This is a genomic window from Paenibacillus glucanolyticus NBRC 15330 (assembly GCF_004000885.1).
Lineage (GTDB): Bacteria > Bacillota > Bacilli > Paenibacillales > Paenibacillaceae > Paenibacillus_AQ > Paenibacillus_AQ glucanolyticus.
Genome location: NZ_BIMC01000004.1, coordinates 171285 through 192567 on the forward strand (window position 1 = coordinate 171285; position 21283 = coordinate 192567).

Consider the following 21283-nt stretch of genomic DNA (forward strand, 5'->3'; position numbering starts at 1 on the left):
TACGAATGCGGGCTGCCAAGTCATCATACGAACCCGCTCAACCAGCCTTGCATGGTCCTTAAATTGATAGAAAGTAGGTTTTTGAAACCATGAAATGGACGATAGCGGATTTATCTTTAGAGCAAAAGGTAGGGCAAATGTTTATATGCGGATTCAATGCCCTAACGCCGAATGAACATGCAAACATACTGATCGATCAATATCAGGTCGGGGGTATCTGTTATTTCCGCCGAAACGTGAGAACGCTGCCCCAGCTGGCCGAGCTTTCGGAATCGTTGCAGCAGCTCGCCTCAGGCAGCCAGAAGCTTCCGCTTCTGCTCTCGATTGATCAGGAAGGCGGCATGGTTGCACGAATCGATCATGAAGGCATCAGCCGCATTCCTGGTAATATGGCGCTTGGCGCAGCGGGAAGCGCGGAAGATTCCTACAGGGTGGCACAGATTGGGGCGCGTGAGCTTCGTTCACTCGGTGTGAACATGAACTTTGCGCCTTGTCTGGATGTCAACAACAACCCTCGCAATCCGGTGATCGGCGTACGTTCCTTCAGTGAAGACCCGCAAGCCGTTGCTGCCCTTGGGACAGCTGCGATTAAGGGATACCAGGAAGAGGGAGTATCTGCAACAGCCAAACATTTTCCCGGACATGGCGACACCAGCGTCGATTCCCATCTGGGGCGGGCTTCTGTGCCGCATGATATGGAACGGCTTCGCCGTGTAGAATTATACCCCTTCGCGCAAGCGATCAAGGCTGGCGTTGATGCGATTATGACCGCGCACGTCAGCTTCCCGGCAATCGAATCGAGTGATCTCCCGGCAACCCTCTCGCATGCCGTGCTGACCGGACTTCTTCGAGAGGAGATGGGGTTTGAAGGGCTGATCGTGACAGACTGTCTAGAGATGCATGCCATCTCCAAAGAGTACGGCATTCCTGAAGGAGCGATTCGTGCTATTGAAGCCGGCGCGGACTGCGTGCTGGTCAGCCATACCCTGTCAGAGCAGACCGCAGCGATTACAGCTGTCATTGAAGCCGTTCAAAGCGGAAGATTGTCCATGAACCTGATTGACAGGTCTGTAGAGCGGATATTAGCGCTCAAGGAGCGCAATGCGAAGCTTGCCGAAGAGCTGCCGGTCCAATCGATTGGAGAGGTGACGGAAGAGACCAAACAATTACTGGCCCAAATCGCGGGCAGAGGAATCACGCTGGTGAAAGACGAAGGCCAGCTTCCACTTCAGGCAGAGCAAGCGATTGCGGTTATCTGGCCAGAGCTGCTGCAAGCTACCCAGGTGGATGAAGCTTGGAGCAAAAGCTATACGTTAGGCGATGCGCTGAGAAGTTATGGGGTGCAGGCAGACGATCTGCGTGTCGGAACCGATATGTCGGATGCGGAGGTAGAGCAAGCAGTTAAGGCTGCTGAAGGCTATAGACAAATTGTAGTGGCTACGTACACCTCGGAGAGCAGTCTCCCCGCGGGACAACAGAAGCTGGTGAATAAGCTGGCTGAGCTTGAGGGTGTGTCAATCGTTGTTGTTGCAACCCGCAATCCATATGATATGAATGACCTTCCTCCCGTTGCAACATATCTGTGCAGTTACGAGAACACACCTTATTATATGAATGCGGCTGCCGGCGTCTTGTTGGGCAAGGTGATACCGGAAGGGAAACTCCCGGTCAGCATTAGCGATACTTATCCGCTGGGTTGGAGCGGCCACCAGGATTATGTCAATAATTAAATAAATGTTATTGGAGCCGGAGTCTTCCTTACGGGGAATGCTCCGGTTTTCCTATTTTCCAGCTATTTCTGAGCAACTTTTCGGGAATGTTGGCGTCTAATACTATGTCCCATAGAGGCAGACAGACTATACTGAGTGTTTTAAAGGAGTAAAGGATGAATTTCAAAAGAATCTCGATGATTACAGTCCTTGCCGCGGCCCAAGTATCAACGGCTCTTCCCGTGGCAGCTGAATCACCGGATATTACAGCTCCGGCGCTAATTAGCAATTCAGCGCTGCAGTCCCCGGTGGAAGGACAAACCCAGCAGAGCAGAGAACAGCAGACGGAATTGCAGCAAGCCGAAGAAACGCCAAATGAAACACCGACCCAGGCAGTCGAAGGTACGATAAGTGATCCTGATTCCGATTCTTCTGCACCAAATGAACAGCAGGAGGAGCAGGAAAGCGATCCTTCCGATAATACGGTATCAGAAAATGAAGAGGGCAGTACGACCAAAGATAAGTCCGAGATCGGCACTTTCCAGGTTTCAGCCAATGAACTGGTGCTGATGATGAACAGCAATGTGATGTATCACAACGGTAAGCAGTACAAGGCAGGACAGCCGATGGCTGTGAAGCAAGGAGTATCCTATGTGGCTATCCGTGCGATGGTTGAACGCGCAGGACTAAAGCTGGCTTATGATAACAAGACAAAGGAAACGATCATCCTTAAAGACGGCAATGAACTACGCTTTACGACAGGAAGCAGCAATTATAAAGTGAACGGACAGGTGCGCCCAATGAAAGGCGCTGCCTATCAGAGCAGCAATGTGTTTATGGTTCCATTAACCGCAATCACGCAAGCGCTTGATATTCCATATAAGGTTAATCAGCCAGAGAAGAAGGTTATTCTGGATTTATCCAAGATGGGCAATGACAACAATAGCGGTCAACAACCCGGTGGAAATAACGGCGGGGAACCAGGGAGCGAGACACCCAATATACCGAATCTTGGCCCCAATGACCTGATCCTGATGATGAACAGCAACAAGATGTACCAGAACGGGAAAACGTATACCGCTGGACAGCCGATGGCTGTCAAGAATGGCGTATCCTATGTTGCGATTCGTTCCCTTGTCGATCGGGTCGGCCTGAAACTGACTTATGACGGGAAAACAAAAGAAACGATCATTATCCGTGGCAGCGATGAGCTTCGCTTCAAGACGAACAGCAGCGTATATACTGTGAATGGTCAGAGAAAATCAATGAAGGGCCCGGCATACCAGTCCAACAATACGTTCATGGTGCCGCTGACCAGCATTACGCAGGCGCTTGATATCTCTTATCGGGTGGATCAGCCGAACAAGCGGATTATACTCAGCGTGAGCTCAAAGCCGGTGGCTTCCTTTACCGTTCAGTCTGGTGAGATCCTTGCCGGTCAGAAGGTTACGTATAAAACGAACTCGTATTCGCCGACAGGCCTTGCGATCGTAAATGAGCATTGGGAAGGCCGCGAAGAGGTTTTCAATGAACCCGGCGTGCATACGGTTTCCTACTCCGTACAGGATTCGAGTGGGGAGTGGAGCGAGCCGTATACACTCAGCATCCATATATCAGCTCCAAACACCCCGCCTGTAGCGATGTTTGATACCGATAAGAAGGAATATAAGATCGGTGAGAAAATTACGTATATCAACCAGAGTTATGACAGTGATCCTGCCGATGAGATTACGTATAAATGGGAAAACAATGATCAGGCCTTTTTCACGGCCGGCCCGCATAAAGTGTTATTGATTGTTACGGATAAGCATGGCGCCACCAGCTCTTATGAGAAAATCATTAACGTAACGAATGAGGTCTTGTATACAAAGGATCAATTCGATCAGTTATTTACGGGTATCGGCGACAAATATACGTTTGACGGAACAGCGGTGCCAACATGGAATCTTATGCCCATTACGAGAAGCTCCGAGCCCAGCTTGTTGATCCGCAGCAACTCTCCGGAAACAGTATATCAAGAGGGGATTGTGTACCGCGAGATTGGCAATGCCAGCACACGCTTCATGATTCACCATTTGAACGCAACCGGAAAAAACATGAAGATGTACGTAGTCGCAACTAATATCAACACATCGACGGCACGCCTGACAACCGAGTATACCGGAATGGGCGGACCGATTAATATTCCTACAGCGACAGGCAAAGCAGCCGTGCAGCGTTACCTTGAATCGATGCAGTCACCGGATTCGTTCAAGACGATTTCCCTTGCACCTGGGGAAAGTCGAATCATTTTACAAGATTTAAGCGCGCAAACGATGAAGAACCAGCAGGTGCTCTCGATGTTTGCTGATCTGTATTCGGATTCGCCGATCCGATATGACGTTATCATGATTGATGAAGTCAAGGATCCGATTCAAAAGCTTCCTTATCTGATTCTGCATCCGAGTGATGGCGTTCATAATCGGGGAACCTATCCGGATTCCACGCGGATCATCGAGTCTTACGAACTGGTAGGGAATACACCTTCCCGGCTTGCGCTGGGTGACAAGACAAATGATCCGAATTTGGAAGGGTATGACGGCATTAACGGCTCATATCAATCCAATGCCGGCAACTTCGGTGTACTGTACAAAATCAAATTGCATCGCGTAGCGCCTAATACGCTCATTACCCTGAATCCGCGCGGAGGCAAATACATGGGCGCGATGATGGTGAACGGAAACATCATTCAGACGCCGAATACAAGCGGAGGCGCAATTTCCGCTCCGAATGAAGCCGCAGTACTGTACCGTACAGGCAATTACGAGCAGAGCGTAGAGATTTTGTTCACAGCAGCACCGGGAAGCAGTCTGCCAATCAACATCCTCTTGCAGCCGCTGCCGCAGGTTAAGAACTAATATTACTTTCTTATGACAACAAAGGCAGTCCTTACAACCACGGAAATGGTGAGAGGGCTGCCCTTTTTATGATGATTCTTATCCGTCGGTGCGGTGATCCGAAGCCGTCGTTATTAAATCATGGCTTTCAATGTACGAACACAGCAGGCACATAACCGCTTACATTGACGATGTCTCATTTTTCAGGCATTATAAGGAGAGAGTATCTTCATGAAGAGGAGGTTATTGCGTATGCTTACGACAGAAGAGATTATCGACGCCATGTCGGAACAGGGGCTGCGCATTACCGATCAGCGCAAGACGCTTGCCAAATTGTTTGGGGAACATCCCGGCTATTTGACAGCCAAGGATGTATACGAATATATGGGCCGGAAGTACAGCGGTTTGAGCTTTGATACGGTGTATCGTAATCTTCGGGTATTGTATGAGCTTGGCGTATTGGAGCAGGTCGTGTTCGAGGAAGGGATCAAGTTCAGAGGACGGTGCAGCGAGGATCATCACCATCATCATATGATCTGCCTGCAATGCCAGAAGACATATCCGATCACGTTCTGTCCGATGCAGTTGACCGATGCGCCGGATGATTTTCAAGTCGTTCAGCATAAATTCGAAGTGTTTGGCTACTGCCGGGATTGCAGCAAGGATAATACCGATAAGGGAACCTCACCTTCAAGTGGAGGAAAACGGGACAACCGGGCATGAGCACCGCGCGCAGGGTTGTGAAGGTGCCGATACACTTCTATCGGAAATTCATTTCACCGTTAAAACCGGCAACCTGCCGATTTTATCCGACCTGCTCAGCCTACGCTTTGGAGGCCGTTGAAGTGCACGGTGCCTTGAAGGGGTCCTGGCTGGCGGCCAAGCGGATTGCAAGATGTCATCCGTTTAATCCTGGCGGCATTGACATGGTTCCGCCGCGCAAAGGAGAGTCGCATTCTCCATTGACGGAGGAATAGCCCTTGTCCCTGGTAAAATGCTTGCGGTTGTGGCATGCTGACAGTAGGAATAGGATGTCCGCACAGACCGGCTTGACACCCGGCAGCCCATTTTATTAAAATGATAAGAAATTATAGGTAAATCCGAGGAAGAGATAAGTACGAAAAGCTGCGCCTTGTACAGAGAGCCGGGGAAGCTGGAAACCGGTCATGGCGAATTTCGGAAAATGGTCTTGGAGGATCCGCTTTTGAGCGCTGCAGCCAGCATGGGAGGCTGCCGTAAAGGGGCGGCGTGAGCCAGCGTTAATGGACGGCCGCTTGACGGCAGAAGAGCCTGTTGCCCTTAAGGGTACAGGGAATTTGGGTGGTAACACGTGAGAACAACTCTCGTCCCATGGGGACGGGGGTTTTTTGCTGTTTTCCTGCATGCCGGCAATGGCTTGATACAACAATTAATTTAAGGTAAAGGAAGGTTTTTATGGCCGACAAAAAGACGTTTTATATTACAACACCCATCTATTATCCAAGCGACAAGCTGCATATCGGGCATGCCTACACCACGGTGGCAGGAGATGCTATGGCTCGCTACAAGCGGCTTCGAGGTTACGATGTCCGTTATTTGACGGGAACCGATGAGCATGGACAGAAGATTGAACGGAAAGCGGAAGAAGCAGGGAAGACCCCTCAGCAGTTCGTGGACGACATTGTGGCTGGAATCAAGGATCTGTGGAAGAAGCTGGACATCTCGAACGAGGATTTCATTCGTACCACGGAGAAGCGCCATACAACGGTTGTGCAGGAGGTATTTGAACGACTGCTCAAGCAAGATGATATCTACAAGGGCGAGTATGAAGGCTGGTACTGCACACCTTGCGAATCGTTTTTCCTGGAGCGTCAGCTGGTGAACGGCAATTGTCCGGACTGCGGTCGTCCGGTAGAGCTTGTGAAGGAGGAGAGCTACTTCTTCCGCATGAGCAAGTATGTGGACCGCCTGCTTCAGTACTATGAAGAGAACCCGGATTTTATCCAGCCGGTGTCCCGCAAGAATGAGATGATCAACAACTTCATTAAACCGGGCCTTGAGGATCTGGCTGTTTCTCGTACGACCTATGAGTGGGGCGTAAAAGTCAAAAGCGATCCGAAACATGTGATTTATGTGTGGATTGATGCACTCCTGAACTATATAACGGCACTTGGATACGGTGCAGAGGACACCAGCATGTATGATAAATACTGGCCAGCCGATGTACACCTGATGAGTAAGGAGATTGTGCGTTTCCATACGATCTATTGGCCGATCATCCTGATGGCACTCGATGTGCCACTTCCGAAAAAAGTGTTTGCCCATGGCTGGCTGCTGATGAAGGACGGTAAAATGTCCAAGTCCAAAGGGAACGTGGTTGATCCGGTCACGATGATTGACCGGTATGGACTGGATGCGCTTCGTTATTATTTGCTGCGCGAGGTTCCATTTGGCGCGGACGGTACGTTTACGCCGGAGAGCTTTGTCGAGCGGGTAAACTCGGATCTTGCCAACGACCTGGGCAACCTGCTGAACCGCACCGTGGCCATGGTCGATAAATATTTTGACGGAGAAGTCCCGGCATTAATTGCAGGTGTGACACCGTTTGATGCCGCCATAGAGGAAGCCGCCAAGACCGTGTATGACAAAGTCGAGACCGCTATGGAGAATATGGAATTCTCGGTTGCCTTGACGGCAATCAGCCAGTTTGTCAGCCGCAGCAACAAATATATTGATGAGACACATCCATGGACGCTGGCTAAAGATGAGGGCAAACGCCACGAACTCGCATCCGTGATGAGTCATTTGGTGGAAACGCTCCGCGTAGCGTCCATTCTGCTGCAGCCGTTCCTGACCCGTACGCCGAAGAAAATGTGGGACCAGCTCGGCCTGGTGGAGGGTGAGCTGACGACTTGGGAGAGCGGCCGTCAGTTCGGGGCCATTCCGGCCGGAACGAAACTGCAAAAAGGCGAGCCGATCTTCCCTCGTCTGGACACAGAGCAAGAAGTGGCGTTCATCGTAGAGGCGATGACAGGCGGCACGAAGGCTGTCCAGGAAGAGGCTTCTGCCTCGGGTGCTTCTTCATCCGAGAATAGCGTAGCAGAGCCTGTAGAGCTCAAAGAGGAGATAGGCATAGAGGATTTTGCCAAGGTCGAGCTTCGAGTGGCGCAGGTAATCTCCGCAGAGCCCGTGAAGAAAGCAGACAAGCTGCTGAAACTGCAGCTTGATCTTGGTTTCGAACAGCGGCAAGTGGTATCCGGCATTGCCAAGTTTTACACGCCGGAGGAATTGGTGGGACGCAAAGTGATTTGTGTGACCAATCTGAAGCCGGTGAAACTAAGAGGAGAAATGTCGCAAGGGATGATCCTGGCCGCTTCCGAGGGGGATCAGTTAACGCTTGCAACGGTACCGGACAGCATGCCTAATGGAGCTGTCGTGAAATAATGTGCGACTATGTTGAATGAAGTCGGAATAGACGGTGTACCCTGTTAAGGGTACGCCGTTATTTTTTTCCGTTAATAAGGAGTACATAACATCTCTATCGAAATCTAATAGTAATTTTTACGATTTGGTTGACAATTGGGTTTTCCTGCTCTTATAATCTTGTTAGTAAAGTTTACGATTAAATGAACGGAGCGGTGTGGGGAGATGAACATGAGTAAGAGAAAGAATATGCTTAACAGTTGGACCTGGAGTATAACCTCCATGTTATTGGCAGTTGTCATTTTGTCCGGGTGTGGCAGTAAATCGGGCGGAGGCGTTGTAGAAGGCAAGGTCAACGTCATTACTACCTTTTATCCTATATATGAATTTACGAAGGAAATCGGCGGCGACGAGGTCAATGTGGTAAATCTTTTGCCAACCGGCGTAGAGCCGCATGATTGGACTCCGCGCAGCCAGGATATCGTCAACACTTCCAAAGCTCAGCTGTTTCTTTATAATGGCGCAGGTCTTGAGGGATGGGTACCCGGTTTTCTGAAGGGGCTTGATAAGGATACCCAGGTGAAACCAGTCGAAGTCAGCCAAGGCATTCAGTTGATTGATGCAGAGGGTGACGATGGTCACGGGCATGGAGAAGCAGCTCATGAAGAGGAGCACGACCACAGCCACGAGGAAGGTGCCGAAGAAAATCATGAAGGCCATGACCACGAAGAAGGCGCAACGGAGAATAACGCGAGTGGGCATCATGCAGATCCACATACATGGGTAAGTCCGAAATCGGCATTGGCGATGGCGGAGAACATCAAGAATAGCCTCGTTGAAGTGGATCCCGAACATAAGGACTTATATGAACAGCGCTATGAAGGATTGAAAGAGAAGCTCGTGAAGCTGGATAACGACTTTACGAATCAATTGTCCGGTTTGCCGAAAAAAGACATCGTTGTATCTCATCAGGCATTCGGTTATCTATGCCGGGATTATGGTCTGACACAGCATGCGATTATGGGATTGTCTCCAGATGCTGAGCCGAGAGCACAGGACATTGTGAACCTGACCAAAACGGTGAAGGAGAAGGAAGTTCAATATATTTTCTTCGAAGAACTTGTATCGGATAAACTTGCAAAAACGCTGGCTAATGAAGCGGGCGTGGAAACGCTGGTGCTGAATCCGGTAGAGGGATTGACGAAGGAGCAGGTGGACAGCGGTGAGAATTATTTCACGCTGATGGAGAAAAATTTGCAAAATCTAACGAAGGCATTACAATAAATAAGAAGGGGGATAATATCCCCCTCTTCTTTTGTGTCATGGAATGTTAATATGCTCGTATACTTGATAGAGAGACTACAGAGAGAAAGGCGGCCTGGTTATGGAACCGGCAGCGCAGGATTGCCATCAACCGATTATACAAATCAAGAATGTATCCTTTCATTATCGCGATCAGCAGGTGATCAAGGATCTTAATTTCACCATCAAAGAACGAGACTTTGTAGGGATGGTCGGCTCTAACGGAGCGGGCAAAACCACGTTGCTTCGCATGATCGTTGGATTGCTGCCTGCCGTGGAAGGATCCATCGAACTGTTTGGTCAGCCGATCCGGAAATTTCAGGACTGGGAGCGGATTGGATACGTTCCGCAGAAAAATTCGTTCAACCCGTTGTTTCCGGCAACCGTGCGCGAAGTGGTGATGTCCGGGTTATATAACCGCAAGAAAATGTTTCGCCGTCTGACCCGTCTGGATCATCAGAAATGCGAGGATGCTCTGGAAGTCATGCGTATTCAGGATATTGCAGACAAGCGGATCGGCGCCCTGTCCGGCGGTCAGCAGCAGCGTGTATTCCTGGCCCGTGCGCTTATCAATCGTCCGGATCTGCTCATATTGGACGAGCCAACGATTGGTATTGATGCCGAGACTCAGGCCGGATTTTTTGAATTGATTACCCATATGCATGCCCATCATCATATGACCTTTTTGATGGTGACCCATGACTTGGACATGGTTAAAGACTACTTGGGAGAGTCGCCGGTATCGCAGAACGGGAAAATACAATTTTATGTTCGCCATTCCCATGAAATCGAGAATTGCGCGGAAGTTGACCTGCAGCATTCGCTCGTATAATGCATTTGCATACGGAACTGTGTGAAGCAGGAGAAGGAGACGTTATCATTGCTTGATATTTTGCTTAGCGATTTTTTTCAGCGGGCGCTGATCGGAGGGGTTCTGATCGGTTTAACAGCCCCGCTTATCGGGATATTCCTCGTGCTGCGCAGGCTGTCCATGATCGGCGATACCTTGTCGCACGTCACGATTGCGGGTGTGGCGCTGGGATTTTTGATTGAAGTATATCCACTAGCCGCAGGACTTGTGTTTGCGGTTCTGGCCTCTTTTGCGATTGAGAAGCTGAGAAAGGCATACAAAAGCTATGCCGAGCTGTCAATCGCGATTATTATGTCTGGCGGCGTAGCGTTGGCTTCGCTGTTTTTCACATTGGGAATGGGCTATAATACGGATGTTATGAGTTATTTATTTGGAAGCATCTATACGCTGGATACCACCGATATTTATATGGTAGGCGGTGTAACGATTATCGTGATCGCGGTGGTGGTCATGTTCTTCAAAGAATTCTTCCTGCTCAGTTTCGAGGAGGATGCGGCAAGCGTCAGCGGGCTGCCTGTCAAAATGATGAACATGATCATTACGGTTCTGACCGCACTTGTCGTAAGCACGGCCATCAAGATTGTGGGCGCACTTCTGGTATCTGCGCTCCTGACCATACCGGTAGCGATCAGTTTATTGCTGGCGAGAAGCTTCCGAAGCTCCATCGTTTTATCGGTTATCATCTCCGAAATTGCCGTTATCGGGGGGCTGATGCTTGCGGGCGTATTCAATTTGGCACCGGGTGCAACTATCGTGCTGCTGCTGATTAGTCTGCTTATCGTCACACTTGTCGGCAAAAAGGGCTTTACGACATAAGGGGGTTCTGAAATAAAATGGCTGATATTAATATCGGCATTGCGTTTGCTGCCGGTTTTGCTTCCTTTATATCTCCATGCTGCTTACCGTTATACCCGTCCTACTTATCCATCATTACAGGCATGTCGGTGAATGACCTGAAGAACGAGCAGAACCGCAAGGAGGTCCGCTTCCGGACCATGACGCACACTTTGGCGTTCATCCTTGGGTTTTCTGCCGTTTATTACACCCTTGGCTGGGGGGCAGGTTTATTCGGGGAGTTTTTTACAGAGTATCAGGATCTGATTCGCCAGTTGTCTGCACTGCTTATCATTGTGATGGGACTTATGCTGATCGGCCTTTTCCAGCCTAAATTTCTAATGAAGGATCGGAAATTCAATTTTAAATCGAAGCCGACCGGATACATAGGAACGTTTTTGTTTGGCATCGGGTTTGCCGCAGGATGGTCGCCTTGCGTCGGGCCGATCTTAACGGCAATCATTGCACTGGCAGCCTCTGATCCAGGAACCTGGTTCCCGCTGATCACTTCGTACTCACTAGGATTTGCCGTTCCATTTTTCATCTTGGCATTCTTTATCGGCTCTACCCGCTGGATCCTGAAATATTCCAGCACGTTGATGAAGGTAGGCGGCATCCTGATGATTCTGATGGGGGTTCTGCTCTTTACGGATCAAATGTACAAAATTACGATTTGGCTGCAAGGCATTACACCGGAGTGGCTCAAATTCTAATGAGCAGGTTAAGCTGGTCCAATTCATAAGTCAATAATGTTATAGGATTGGACCAGGACTTGCCAACGGGTCTTAAAAACATGTATCATTACTAGTGCAGGTAAAAGAGGTTTTTTTGCAATGGTTATGTAATTATAGAAAAGAGGGAATAAGATGCCGACACCTAGCATGGAGGATTATTTGGAGCGCATCTACAAGCTGATTGACGAAAAAGGATATGCGCGCGTTTCGGATATTGCCGAAGGCTTGGAGGTTCACCCCTCATCCGTCACGAAAATGATTCAAAAGCTGGACAAAGACGAATATTTGATTTATGAAAAATATCGTGGATTGGTGTTGACCAGCAAAGGCAAAAAAATGGGCAAGCGGCTCATGGAACGCCATCATTTGCTTGAGGAATTCCTTGAGATGATCGGTGTACAGGATGAAAATATTTATAAGGACGTTGAGGGAATCGAGCATCATTTGAGCTGGGATTCCATTATGAGAATTGAGACGCTTGTCGAGTATTTCAAGCGTGATGAGAATCGACTTCAGGATTTGCGTGACGTTCATAACGAATTAGTCAACGAATCGTAATGTGGCATCTGTCCGCTTGTGACAGATGCTTTTTTAAACTAAACTGTCATATTTCTAGTGTTTTATTAATAGGTTAGATTTACCTGCAAATTTCATATTTTCGGAGGAATAATAGAAATGAAGCTTCGTAGATGGTTGTTGGTGCTGATTATGCTGCTATTGTGTCTCCCGTCGGTGGTCCCAACTGCGCAAGCGAAGACAGCCGGTATCAGCATACAGTTGGACGGTGTTAACCTGAACAGTGACGTATCTCCTTACATATTGCCCAAGGTCTATGTGACGATGGTTCCAACACGTATTATCAGTGAGGGGCTTGGCGCATCGGTCGATTGGGATCAGAAATCGAAGACGGTAACGATCGGTAAGGACGGTTCCAATCTTCAATTGACTTCCGGCAAAAAAGCAGCATTTGTGAACGGCGCATCCGTAGCCCTGGATGCATCGGTTGAGATTAAGAACGGTCGGGTTATGGTTCCGCTGCGGTTTATCAGTGAGAATCTTGGCCTGCAAGTAGAGTGGAATCAAACGGCACAGCGTATTTCGCTCTTCACAGGCATGGTAGTCGTTCCGCCGCCCGTATCCACGGGAGACGAGATCAGAGGGGCGTGGATCTCCACGGTGTTCAATCTCGATTGGCCAAAATCGAAAACCAGCGCCGAACAGCAAAAAGCATCCTATACCTCCTTACTGGACTCACTCCAGGAAGTTGGCATCAATACCGTGTACGTGCAGGTGCGTCCGGCTGGAGATGCCTTGTATCCTTCCTCCATGGTTCCCTGGTCCAAGGTGCTGACTGGCATTCAAGGGGCAGACCCGGGGTATGATCCGCTGGCATTCATGGTAGAAGAAACACATAAACGGAATATGGAGTTCCACGCTTGGTTCAATCCGTTCCGGGCCAACACCGATATCCTGACAGCAACACTCGATCCATCTCACGTGGCCTTAAGCCATCCGGACTGGATCGTGAACACCGGTAAGCAGCTGTATATCAATCCAGGTATCCCGGATGCGCGTGAGCACATTATTGATACCATTATGGAAGTGGTGAACGGGTACGATATCGACGGCATTCATCTGGATGATTACTTCTATCCATCCAATACGGTATTTAACGATGATGCCGCGTACCGACAGTACAACAATGGAGTTTACTCCAATCTCGGAGACTGGCGCCGCGGCAACATCAATGCATTTGTCCAGTCGCTTGGTGAGAGTATTCACCGTGCGAAGCCTAACGTCGAATACGGAATCAGCCCATTCGGTGTATGGCGCAACCAGTCAGTGGATAAAACCGGATCCGATACCAAAGCCGGTGTGACCGCTTATGACAGCATGTATGCCGACGTACGGGCGTGGATCCAGAACGGCTGGATCGATTATGTAGCTCCACAGATTTACTGGAGCATGAGTAATCCGGCTGTCGATTATGACAAGCTGGTTGACTGGTGGGTTGGCGAGGTTCGAGGAACGGACGTGGATCTCATTATCGGTCATGCACCCTACAAGCTTGGAACCAGTGAAATCGGTTGGCAAAGCGCATCGGAAATCATTAACCAATTGAAGTACAATCAGAATTATTCAGAGGTTACAGGCAGCATTTTCTTTAGAGCAGAAAATATTTTAAGCAATCCGTTAGGTCTTAAAGATCAATTGCAATCATATTATAGATAATCCAGCAAGTCCTATAGGTATGAAATTTCCCCCGTGCTCATACATAGTCATTAGACCATGTGAGGCGGGGGATTTTTGTATGCAAATCAATGCGGTTTTTGAAGGTGGGGGAGTCAAGGGCATCTCGCTTGCAGGGGCTGTCAAAGCAGCAGAGAATGCCGGGGTAGAGTTCAGCCGCGTTGCCGGAACATCTTCCGGATCAATCATTGCGTCCGTGCTGGCAGCCGGTTACCGCGCGGATGAGATCAAGGATATTATCGAGGAAACGCCTTTTCATTCGTTTCTCCAGCGCGCCCCGATATTTAATACGAAGTTTATCGGTCCTGCCTTGCGGGTGTTGATTAAGAAGGGTCTGTATTCCGGAGAAGCCCTGGAGAACTGGATTCGAGACATTTTACTTGCGAAAGGGATCTTTACCTTCTCGGACATACCGGCAGGCAAGCTGTATATTGTAGCCTCTGACATAACAAACGGAAGGCTGCTGGTGCTTCCTGATGATCTTCGTCAATATGGAATTAACCCGCAAACGTTCCCTGTGGCCAAGGCTGTTCGTATGAGCTGCAGCATTCCTTATTTTTTTGATCCGGTCATTCTTCGCTTATTGGGCAGGGCTGCTAAGGGCAAATCCTTGGCAGATCAGTTTGTCTACATTGTGGATGGAGGGCTGCTTAGCAATTTCCCGTTGTGGCTCTTTGACCGTGATTCCAAAGGGGGGCCTAAGCCGCTGCCTGTGCTTGGTTTTCAAATGGTTGGAAAGAATAGCAACTTTCCTCATCTGATCGAGGGGCCCATCGGCATGCTGACTGCCATGTTTGAGACGATGCTGTCGGCCCACGATGAACGGTATATCGAGCAGAAAAATCGAAACCGAACGATTAAAATCCCGACGCTCGGCATCGGAACGACACATTTCAACCTGACGAAGGACGAGAGTGAGGATTTGTATAATTCCGGATTAACGGCAGGGACGATATTTTTCAGCCGCTGGAGCTCTGAACAATAAAAAAACCGTCCACCCGGCATTTAAATGCAGGGGGCGGTTTTTTATTGTTAATGATATTTAGGAACATCATCCGGCGGGTCTGATTTACCTTTTTGCCCATCGATGACCTGAAACGGGTACTGTTTGCGTTTAGCTGGACTGCTCTTTCGCACCGGAGCATTCTTGGCTGCCATTTTTGCCGCTGTTCTCTTGGAAGGCTTCACCTTGGGACGCTTGCTTAAGCGGCGCGGCGGAAACTTGTAGAGCAAATACACAACGCCAACAATAATCAAGGGGATCAGAATACTCATTCTTGATCCAGGTTCTAACAGGAGTACCAGCAGCCCTACGGCGGCTAAGGTGCTAGCCGTCCAAAAAATGATCGCATGCCTTCTCATGGATTATCACCCTTTCGCGGGATCCAGCACACTTCCTGTCACAGATTGGTGAACGGTAACATTCTCGTATTGAGCATCTAACTCACGCATTCTGTTAAAGGATGCGATGGATACTTCAACCTGAGCATCATTAGGTTCCTTTGTAGTCAGAAGCTGCAGCCACAGACCGGGATATCCGAGGAAACGAAGCACCGGCGTATCACGCATGGCATTGGTGAGTTTCAGAAACTCAAAGGAAACGCCCAGCACCACCGGAAGAAGCGCGATTCGTTGAATGACCCTCTCTGTCATGGTATCCCATGGGACTACCGAGTAAACCACAACGCCGAGCACAATAGTCAGCATCATGAAACTGCTGCCGCAGCGATAATGCAGGCGCGTATATTTCTGAACGTTCTTCACCGTCAGTTCTTCACCTGCTTCGAATGCGCTTATGACTTTATGTTCAGCACCGTGGTACTGGAACAGTCTCTTAATGACAGGTGTTTGGGAGATCGCCCACAAATACACAAGGAGCAGTATTAATTTAATAACGCCTTCAATCAGGTTATGCACAATATAGTGATCAAATGTATCGCCAAAAAAGAAATCTTCTACAAAAACAGGTACGAGTGTAAACAACAGCTTACCGAATATAAAGGAAAGCACACTGACGGCGGCGACACCAATAATCATGCTTAAACTCCAGCCTGAGTCTTCCTTCTCTTTCTGTTTCTCGCGTTCTTCCGGCTCCAGCGTATCGTCTGCGTAAGCATCAGCCGAATAATTCAGATGTTTGGAACCTTTGATTGTTGAATCTATGAGACTGACGATGCCGCGAAGAAGCGGAATCTTCCGCAGCTTACGAACCCATGTCTTGTCTTCGCGAGGCACCTCTAGAAACTTGATTTCGTTATTTTTTCGCCGCACGGCTGTCACATTGACATGCTTGCCGCCGAACATAACGCCTTCGATTACAGCTTGGCCTCCATAGCTGATCGGGGTTGACTTATCGGACAACCAGTTCACCCTCCCTGACATGTTTTTCGTTCTATGAACTATTGTATCGAATTTTGAAAGTAATTTCTAGTTGGATTAGCCGCAAGGGAAGAGGTGCATACTACTTTGAAAGAAGAACTGAGGCAATGAAGTGTTTCCATAGCATAGAGAGGAGAATCGATAGATGCATGAACATCAATTTCGGCAGCAGAATCAGGTAACGAGTCCATTCTTGTTTGCCTTGGAGCTGGGCTATTATGCTGGACTGATCTGGGGGGCTGTACTCTGGTTGTTTTACTGGCTGAGTTTTACGAAGGTGCTGCCTGGATTTTTGTTGGAGCCATTCTTCAAACATGAATTTCTCAAGAGCACAGCGGGTCAAATCGCCGGGTGGCTATCCTTCATCGCCTTTTCCGTCATTGCTTCGCTTATCTATGTGTTCTTGCTAAGGAAACTCAAGGGTCCATGGCCCGGGATTGCTTATGGAATTTTATGGTGGGCTGTGTTGTTTATTGCCCTCAACCCGTGGCTCCGACTGACGGACCCGGTCAAGAAGCTGCCGTGGGATACAAACATCTCCGAAGTTTGTATTTTTATATTGTGGGGACTATTTATCGGCTATACGGCAGCGCAGGAATTCACCGATGAGAAACTGCGCGAACCGAAGAAGGTGACAGGCTAGACAAGAAAAACTTCTCAATCTCATGCTGCCTATGGTAAAATAGCTTTTGGTTATTTGACGAAAAAGGTGGGAAACCCTATGAAATCCATATGGGTGATAAACGGACCGAACTTAAACCTGCTCGGCTTCCGGGAACCGGGGATTTATGGTTCACTCAGCCTGCAGGCGATCGAAGATAATTTGCGCAAACAGGCGGATCTCGCCGGTATCGGTATTACCTTCTTTCAGTCCAATCATGAGGGTGCAATTATTGACCGGATCCATGAAGCTATTGGGCTCGCGGACGGCATACTCCTTAACCCAGGCGCACTGACTCATTACAGCTACGCTGTACGTGATGCCATCAGTTCCGCCCGTATTCCGACAGTGGAAGTTCATCTATCGAACATTCATGCCAGGGAGGAATTTCGTCATACTTCCGTCATAGCACCTGTTGCTGTCGGGCAAATCGCGGGTTTTGGCGCAGCCAGTTACACACTGGGCTTGTCAGCCCTTTTACAAGTTCTGGATGACCAAGAAGGATAGTTTGCTCTTGGGAAATGGGTGAGAGGAGAGGGTAACGAATGAGTAACAAACGAGTTGTTGAGCTGCGTGAGAAACTTCAAGGCAAAGGCTTGTCGGCTATGCTGGTTGCAAGTCCGGTCAACCGCAGATACTTAACGGGATTCACCGGATCTGCCGGTTATGTGCTGATCACGCTGAATGAATCTTATCTATTGACGGATTTCCGTTACATGACACAGGCTCCGCAGCAAGCGGTTGGGTTTACAGTGGTCGAGCATGGACCGAAGGTCATGGATACGGTTAAAGATCTGCTTGCTGCAGAAGGAATCACCTCGCTTGGTTTTGAACAGGATCATGTTACATACGGTGTGTTTTCCACATATTCCGAACAGCTTGCACCAATCAGCTTGGCGCCGGTTACAGGCCTTGTGGAGGAACTGCGTATATTTAAGGATGCTGAAGAGCTGAGTATCATGCAGCGAGCGGCAGATTTGGCGGATCAAACGTTCAGTCATGTGCTGACCATTCTGTCGAGCGGTAAAACGGAACGGGAGATCGATCTGGAAATGGAAATGTTCATGCGCAAGCATGGAGCGACCTCCTCTTCCTTCGACACCATCGTTGCCTCCGGCGAACGATCCGCCCTTCCGCACGGTGTTGCCAGTCAGCGCGTCATTCAGGGGAATGAATTCATTACATTTGATTTCGGTGCGCTGCTTGACGGATACTGCTCCGATTTGACAAGAACTGTTGCACTCGGCAATCCTGACCCTAAACTGAAGGAAATCTATGATATTGTGCTTGAAGCGCAGCTTCACGCACTGGATCATATTAAACCAGGCATGACGGGACGCGAGGCAGATGCCTTAACACGTGATATCATTTCACGTTATGGATATGGCGAATATTTTGGCCACAGCACGGGACATGGTTTGGGTATGGAGGTTCATGAATCTCCGCGCCTCTCCAAGATGAGTGATGATGTGCTGCAGCCGGGCATGGTGGTCACGGTCGAGCCGGGTATCTACTTGCCTGGGCTTGGCGGCGTGCGTATCGAAGATGATATCGTAATCACGGAAACGGGTATTCATATACTGACTAGCTCGTCCAAAGATTACACTGTACTATAAAGAGGCAGCTCCAGGAGTCTCTTATGACCAAGAATGTTTGATCAGGAATGAAATGCAATTCATTAGACCGTATCTTTAGGAGGGAATCTTAGTGATTTCAGTTAACGATTTTAAAACAGGTTTGACCGTAGAAGTGGATGGCGATATTTTTAGTGTTTTGGATTTTCAACATGTGAAGCCGGGTAAAGGCGCAGCTTTCGTGCGCTCCAAGTTGAAAAACCTTCGCAACGGCAACACCGTTGAGAAGACATTCCGTGCGGGGGAAACCATCGGTCGTGCCATCATCGACAACCGCGGAGTGCAATACCTGTACGCAAGCGGACAAGAGCATGTGTTTATGGACAACGAAACTTATGATCAGTTCAGCTTGACCAGCGAGCAGCTGGAGTGGGAGCTTAACTTCCTGAGAGAGAATATGAACGTTAACATCATCAGCTACCAAGGTGAGATCCTTGGTATCAACCTGCCAAACAGCGTTGAGCTGAAGGTTGTTGAGACCGAGCCTGGAATCAAAGGCAACACGGCTACGGGTGCTACGAAGAGTGCGAAAGTGGAAACCGGCCTCAATGTGCAGGTTCCGCTGTTCATTAACGAAGACGATGTGCTTCTGATTGATACGCGCGAAGGTAAATATATCTCCCGTGCTTAGTGTGGCTTAAACGGAACCCTTCGAAGACTCGCAGGGTGCCAATATGTTCTAAATCAAGGACTCCTGTACGCATGTACGGGAGTTTTTTGCGATGAGCCGGGTCTGGATCCATGCGCTGTGCACGTTTTGCTTTTGAAAAGCCTTGACGGGATGACTCACTTTCGTATTATACTGTTTTAAAGTGAGAAACCACCTGAATGCTGTTACATACTGATTAGCGGGGAGTGAAAGAAGCATTGTCACTGTACGTCATGAAATTCGGAGGCAGCTCTGTTGGGGATACAGAACGCATGAAGCGTGTTGCCAGAAGAATTGTAGAGAAACAAGATGAAGGTCATCAATGTGTAGTTGTAGTGTCTGCTATGGGGGATACAACAGACGATTTGATCGATCAGGCGAAACTGTTGAATGATAACCCGCCGGCGCGGGAAATGGATATGCTGATGACCACAGGGGAACAGATATCGATTTCACTGCTGTCCATGGCTATTCACGGCCTGGGGCGCAAGGCGATGTCCTTTACTGGCTGGCAGGCAGGCTTCCGTACGGAAGCGGTCCATGGCAAAGCTCGTATAACCGACATTATGCCTGAGCGCGTGCATAAGGCGCTTGACGATGGTCACATCGTCATTGTCGCGGGATTCCAGGGAATGTCCGAAGAAGGAGAAATTACGACGCTTGGTCGCGGAGGATCAGACACCACCGCGGTTGCTCTTGCAGCAGCCATTCAAGCGGATGTATGTGAAATATATACGGATGTGGACGGAATCTACTCTACAGATCCGCGGGTAGTCCAATGCGCGCGGAAGCTGAAGGAGATTTCCTATGACGAGATGCTGGAGCTTGCCAATCTTGGTGCAGCGGTCCTTCACCCGCGTGCGGTTGAATATGCGAAGCATAATCAAGTCAAGCTAGTCGTCAGATCCAGTTTTAATCATAACGAGGGTACGGTTGTTAAGGAGGAAACAAGCATGGAGCAAGGTGTGGTTGTCAGCGGAATTGCATTTGACAAGAATGTAGCCAGAATCAGTATCCTGGGTGTTGCCGATACGCCGGGTGTCTTGGCTCAAGTGTTCGGAGAGCTGGCGAAGGAAGCGATTGACGTCGATATTATCGTGCAGAGTGGTGTGCAGAATGGCGAAGCGGACTTTTCCTTTACCGTTTCCCTGAGCGATCGCGAACGCGCACTGTCCGTAATTGAGCAGATTCGCGGTAAACTTCCGTACCGTGATGTGACATCGGAAGATCATCTTGTGAAAGTGTCGATTGTCGGAGCGGGAATGGTCAGCCATCCTGGCGTGGCAGCTCAGATGTTCGATGTGATTTCACAGCAAGGCGTCAGCATCAAGATGGTTAGCACTTCCGAGATTAAAGTGTCCTGCGTAATTGAGGGCAGCAATCTCGAAGGTGTTGTACAGGCGCTGCATACTGCGTACGGGCTGGATACAGACCAGCAGGCTTCCGTTGGCGGACCGCAGGTTCGACGATAACATTTTCAGCTATTATACCTGTTTTAATAGAGTAATCCCGGTCGATATCGATCGGGATTTTTTGCGTTGTTCATTCGCTTCAGATATCGGTTCTATGAAATTGAAAAAAATAGAGATAAAACGAGAGTCACTCGCATATTTTTAAACATCACTGACGTGAAGAAGGAAGAAGGAGGATAAACAGCATGCTGGACAAGTTTGTCGCTAGTATGGCTACATTGCGAATTTTCTCCGGCAGTCTCGAGATTGTGGCGGCCATCATCATGCTTCGACTGAATCAAGTTGATAAAGCGCTGGCTGTTAATTCAGCACTGGCTTTCACGGGTCCGCTGGTGTTGATTATTACGACAACGATCGGTCTTGTAGGAATGGCAGATAAATTGTCTTGGGGGAAGATTGGCTGGATTTTGTGCGGCGTCTCCTGTCTCTTATACGGAGTTTTAAAAAAATGATAGATTCGCTGCATAATTTCTCGGTACAAGCATACACATGGGATAAGAAGTTCTATTT

The 21283-nt window shown here is 48.9% G+C and carries 20 protein-coding genes and 1 other annotated feature; of the genes, 18 read left to right on the top strand and 2 right to left on the bottom strand.

Annotation, left to right across the window (positions count from 1 at the left end):
• The first annotated feature begins 89 nt into the window (after positions 1 to 89).
• The 12 genes from nagZ to PGL02S_RS08825 all read left to right on the top strand — a co-directional run bounded on the left by nagZ (position 90) and on the right by PGL02S_RS08825 (position 14963).
• A complete protein-coding gene (nagZ, locus tag PGL02S_RS08770; protein WP_036636737.1) occupies positions 90 to 1730 on the top strand; it encodes a beta-N-acetylhexosaminidase in 1641 nt (546 codons plus the stop codon).
• A gap of 155 nt (positions 1731 to 1885) precedes the next feature.
• On the top strand, positions 1886 to 4606 hold the full coding sequence (locus PGL02S_RS08775; RefSeq protein ID WP_036636739.1) for a stalk domain-containing protein: 2721 nt from the start codon (positions 1886 to 1888) through the stop codon (positions 4604 to 4606).
• A gap of 231 nt (positions 4607 to 4837) precedes the next feature.
• Positions 4838 to 5308 carry a Fur family transcriptional regulator gene (locus PGL02S_RS08780; protein ID WP_006209343.1) on the top strand — a complete coding sequence of 157 codons (471 nt, stop codon included), beginning with the start codon at positions 4838 to 4840 and terminating at the stop codon, positions 5306 to 5308.
• On the top strand, positions 5305 to 5562 hold the full coding sequence (gene yidD / locus PGL02S_RS08785; protein WP_006209344.1) for a membrane protein insertion efficiency factor YidD: 258 nt from the start codon (positions 5305 to 5307) through the stop codon (positions 5560 to 5562). The genes PGL02S_RS08780 and yidD overlap by 4 nt, the downstream gene beginning before the upstream one ends.
• Before the next feature lie 117 nt (positions 5563 to 5679).
• Positions 5680 to 5939, top strand: a binding site (T-box leader).
• Positions 5940 to 6019: 80 nt separating this feature from the next.
• Positions 6020 to 8008: a methionine--tRNA ligase gene (metG, locus tag PGL02S_RS08790; protein WP_036636741.1), complete on the top strand. Its 1989-nt coding sequence runs from the start codon at positions 6020 to 6022 to the stop codon at positions 8006 to 8008.
• 204 nt (positions 8009 to 8212) lie between these two features.
• On the top strand, positions 8213 to 9271 hold the full coding sequence (locus PGL02S_RS08795) for a metal ABC transporter solute-binding protein, Zn/Mn family (RefSeq protein ID WP_081742689.1): 1059 nt from the start codon (positions 8213 to 8215) through the stop codon (positions 9269 to 9271).
• A gap of 100 nt (positions 9272 to 9371) precedes the next feature.
• The gene (locus tag PGL02S_RS08800; RefSeq protein ID WP_036636745.1) at positions 9372 to 10121 is read left to right on the top strand and encodes a metal ABC transporter ATP-binding protein; all 750 of its coding nucleotides are present in this window, start codon (positions 9372 to 9374) and stop codon (positions 10119 to 10121) included.
• A gap of 48 nt (positions 10122 to 10169) precedes the next feature.
• Positions 10170 to 10976 carry a metal ABC transporter permease gene (locus PGL02S_RS08805; RefSeq protein WP_036636746.1) on the top strand — a complete coding sequence of 269 codons (807 nt, stop codon included), beginning with the start codon at positions 10170 to 10172 and terminating at the stop codon, positions 10974 to 10976.
• Positions 10977 to 10993: 17 nt separating this feature from the next.
• The gene (locus tag PGL02S_RS08810; protein WP_006209349.1) at positions 10994 to 11707 is read left to right on the top strand and encodes a cytochrome c biogenesis CcdA family protein; all 714 of its coding nucleotides are present in this window, start codon (positions 10994 to 10996) and stop codon (positions 11705 to 11707) included.
• 153 nt (positions 11708 to 11860) lie between these two features.
• The gene (gene mntR, locus PGL02S_RS08815; RefSeq protein ID WP_006209350.1) at positions 11861 to 12286 is read left to right on the top strand and encodes a transcriptional regulator MntR; all 426 of its coding nucleotides are present in this window, start codon (positions 11861 to 11863) and stop codon (positions 12284 to 12286) included.
• A 117-nt stretch (positions 12287 to 12403) separates the two neighbouring features.
• Complete coding sequence (locus tag PGL02S_RS08820) at positions 12404 to 13960, top strand: family 10 glycosylhydrolase (protein ID WP_036636748.1); 1557 nt, start codon at positions 12404 to 12406, stop codon at positions 13958 to 13960.
• Between the two features lie 79 nt (positions 13961 to 14039).
• Complete coding sequence (locus PGL02S_RS08825) at positions 14040 to 14963, top strand: patatin-like phospholipase family protein (protein ID WP_006209352.1); 924 nt, start codon at positions 14040 to 14042, stop codon at positions 14961 to 14963.
• A gap of 47 nt (positions 14964 to 15010) precedes the next feature.
• Here the strand turns inward: PGL02S_RS08825 and PGL02S_RS08830 are convergent, their stop codons facing one another.
• Positions 15011 to 15340 (bottom strand): hypothetical protein, encoded by a 330-nt coding sequence (locus tag PGL02S_RS08830; RefSeq protein ID WP_036636750.1) that lies wholly within the window; start codon positions 15338 to 15340, stop codon positions 15011 to 15013.
• Positions 15341 to 15346: 6 nt separating this feature from the next.
• Entirely contained in the window at positions 15347 to 16339 is a 993-nt protein-coding gene (locus tag PGL02S_RS08835) for a DUF1385 domain-containing protein (RefSeq protein WP_006209354.1), read from the bottom strand.
• 163 nt (positions 16340 to 16502) lie between these two features.
• On the opposite strand from PGL02S_RS08835, the gene PGL02S_RS08840 reads away from it, so the two are divergent.
• From PGL02S_RS08840 to PGL02S_RS08865, 6 genes are all read left to right on the top strand, one after another.
• A complete protein-coding gene (locus PGL02S_RS08840; RefSeq protein ID WP_036636752.1) occupies positions 16503 to 17000 on the top strand; it encodes a YqhR family membrane protein in 498 nt (165 codons plus the stop codon).
• Between the two features lie 78 nt (positions 17001 to 17078).
• Positions 17079 to 17525 carry a type II 3-dehydroquinate dehydratase gene (aroQ, locus tag PGL02S_RS08845; RefSeq protein ID WP_036636754.1) on the top strand — a complete coding sequence of 149 codons (447 nt, stop codon included), beginning with the start codon at positions 17079 to 17081 and terminating at the stop codon, positions 17523 to 17525.
• Between the two features lie 38 nt (positions 17526 to 17563).
• On the top strand, positions 17564 to 18634 hold the full coding sequence (locus PGL02S_RS08850) for a M24 family metallopeptidase (protein ID WP_036636756.1): 1071 nt from the start codon (positions 17564 to 17566) through the stop codon (positions 18632 to 18634).
• 91 nt (positions 18635 to 18725) lie between these two features.
• The gene (efp, locus tag PGL02S_RS08855; protein ID WP_006209358.1) at positions 18726 to 19283 is read left to right on the top strand and encodes an elongation factor P; all 558 of its coding nucleotides are present in this window, start codon (positions 18726 to 18728) and stop codon (positions 19281 to 19283) included.
• Between the two features lie 236 nt (positions 19284 to 19519).
• Positions 19520 to 20773 carry an aspartate kinase gene (locus PGL02S_RS08860; protein WP_006209359.1) on the top strand — a complete coding sequence of 418 codons (1254 nt, stop codon included), beginning with the start codon at positions 19520 to 19522 and terminating at the stop codon, positions 20771 to 20773.
• Positions 20774 to 20958: 185 nt separating this feature from the next.
• Positions 20959 to 21225 carry a YqhV family protein gene (locus PGL02S_RS08865; RefSeq protein ID WP_006209360.1) on the top strand — a complete coding sequence of 89 codons (267 nt, stop codon included), beginning with the start codon at positions 20959 to 20961 and terminating at the stop codon, positions 21223 to 21225.
• Positions 21226 to 21283: the final 58 nt, after the last annotated feature.